The sequence below is a fragment of the Moorena sp. SIO4E2 genome (assembly GCF_010671945.1).
GTDB classification, from domain to species: Bacteria; Cyanobacteriota; Cyanobacteriia; order Cyanobacteriales; family Coleofasciculaceae; genus Moorena; species Moorena producens.
Map to the genome: position 1 here is coordinate 1 of NZ_JAAHIE010000932.1, position 2,188 is coordinate 2,188.

Here is a 2,188-nt window from a genome sequence, read left to right on the forward strand (position 1 = left end):
TGCGGTGTTTTGCCATGGTTTTTAGGATTTGTGACTGCACTTTTGTTATTTGCCTCTGTCTTAGCTCATGAACTAGGACACAGTTTTGTAGCGATTCAGCAGGGAATTGAGGTTAAATCTATCACTCTCTTCCTATTTGGTGGTCTAGCTAGCCTGGAGAAAGAATCAAAAAGTCCACTAGAGGCGTTCTTAGTTGCGATTGCTGGTCCAGCTGTTAGTTTGCTACTATTTGCTCTACTCTATTCCGTTCAGGCTAATGCTAATCTAGCTAGTTCATTGGCATCAATTGTTGGACTCCTCGCCTCCATCAATTTGGCTTTAGCATTGTTCAACTTAATTCCTGGCTTACCCCTAGATGGGGGTAACATCCTGAAGGCACTGGTTTGGCAAGTTACGGACAACCCACACAAAGGTGTGTTATTTGCTAGCCGTGTTGGTCAGTTCTTTGGTTGGGGAGGAATTATTTATGGAGTGCTTCCAATCCTACTTTATGGTAGCTTTAATGGCATCTGGTTTGCCTTAATTGGTTTGTTCTTGCTGCAAAATGCTGGCATGTCTGCCCAATCTGCTATGGTTCAAGACCAGCTCGATGGGTTGACAGCAGAAGATGCGGTCATTGCCAACAGCCCAATTGTATTCGCTGATTTGTCTCTAAGGGAGTTTGCCAACGAGTACATTATCGGTAAAAATCAGTGGCGCAAGTTTGTAGTAACTGATGAAGCGGGCCAACTGCTAGGAGTTGTGATAGTCGATGATCTCAAAACTGTTCCTACCTCTAATTGGCCGGTGACTCCAGTAAGAGCACTGATGAAGTCTGTTAAGACTTTGAGAACTGTTCAATCAGACCATTCCCTGTTAGACGTTGTCAAAATTATGGAGAAAGAGCAGCTAGAGCAGCTACCTGTGGTTAGTGAGAAGGGTGTAGTTGTGGGAATTCTGGATACAGCTTCCATTCGCAGTATCCTCGAAGAACGAAAAAAGGCTATTGAGGGTAAGGGGTAAGGGGTAAGGGGTAAGGGGTAAGGGGTAATGGGTAATGGGTAACTGAACCAACTACTAGATCACCCAACTAGACTTGAGTACCCAATTGAGCAGGTCAAATTTTGTCAAAAGACTGTGCCATCACTTTCTATCTGAATCGGGGAAGAGCCTCCTGGTCTTAATTGAGCAGCAATTCTACGTCCTGCTGTCCAAGTTCCTCCTTGTAAAACTTTTACTAGTGGCAATTCAGTAGCACTCAGGTTCAGTTGTTGACGAATAGTTCCTGCTATTTGATCTAGCAAACTAACGGTGAGTGCTCGCCACTCAATAATCACTTCGGAGCTGGGTAAGTGAGACTGTTGTAAAATAGCGCTATCCTTGACTTCTAGTAATCCTAGATCTAAACATAAGCCCCCATTTCGATATTCTGCTAGGCCGGTCAACTGCTCAAGTTCAGTAATCTCTAAACCCAGTTCCTGCAATGGCTCTAATAGGGAGTAAGTTAACCACTGGGAGAGTTTGTGAAATGGTACATACTCGGAACCATAGTTATCCCCTTTGAGAGCAGAATGTTGCCACACATCCCCTAAGTTGACCCCCGCTATTGATTCTCGTTTTGGCCAAATATCCCCTAATCCTTCGAGGACGGTGCTGAATAGGTTAGTGGCACTCAGAAGGTTGGCAGGTTCACAGGTTGCAGGTTGTTGGTTGCCAGGTTGTAGGTTAGCTGGTTGACAAGTTGCAGGTTGTTCCTGGGGAGGTTGTGAATCTGTAAGTGGCTTGACCCAGCTTTGGTTGTCTTGGCAACTTTCAAGGTTTAAGTTGCTAAGCTGCAATCCCTTGGTAACCTGCAACTGATCTAGCCAGTGGTAATTTACCAAGTCATTTACCAAGTAATTTACTAAGTTGCCAGGACGAGGATTGACTTTGCCAAACATCTGTGGTATAATAGCTAGGGATTGCCCTAAGCGCTGTAGTAAGGCTAGCCTACCCTCTATGCCTATGAGTGGATTGGTTTGACTGACCTGGAATCCCTGGGCTAAGTGGTGGGCACTCAAGGATTGAAGTCCTTTGGCATCGACTTGCCAAGGTAGGTCTGGGTCGCTGGAGAAAGCTCCCTGACAGAACATGCGGAAACTAGCAACGGCTAATCCTTCGGAACGGCGAAACACTAGTCCGGTTTCTGGTTCATGATACTGCCAATTGC

Annotated in this window: 2 protein-coding genes; one reads left to right on the top strand and one right to left on the bottom strand. The window is 45.5% G+C overall.

Annotated features, from left to right (window positions below; translation table 11 throughout):
* Positions 1 to 1,002: site-2 protease family protein (locus tag F6K37_RS39120; protein WP_287256623.1), on the top strand; the 1,002-nt coding region annotated here is incomplete at its 5' end.
* Positions 1,003 to 1,106: 104 nt separating this feature from the next.
* On the opposite strand, the gene F6K37_RS39125 is transcribed toward F6K37_RS39120, so the two are convergent.
* On the bottom strand, positions 1,107 to 2,188 hold a 1,082-nt coding region (locus F6K37_RS39125; protein ID WP_287256624.1), incomplete at its 5' end, for a DUF1688 family protein.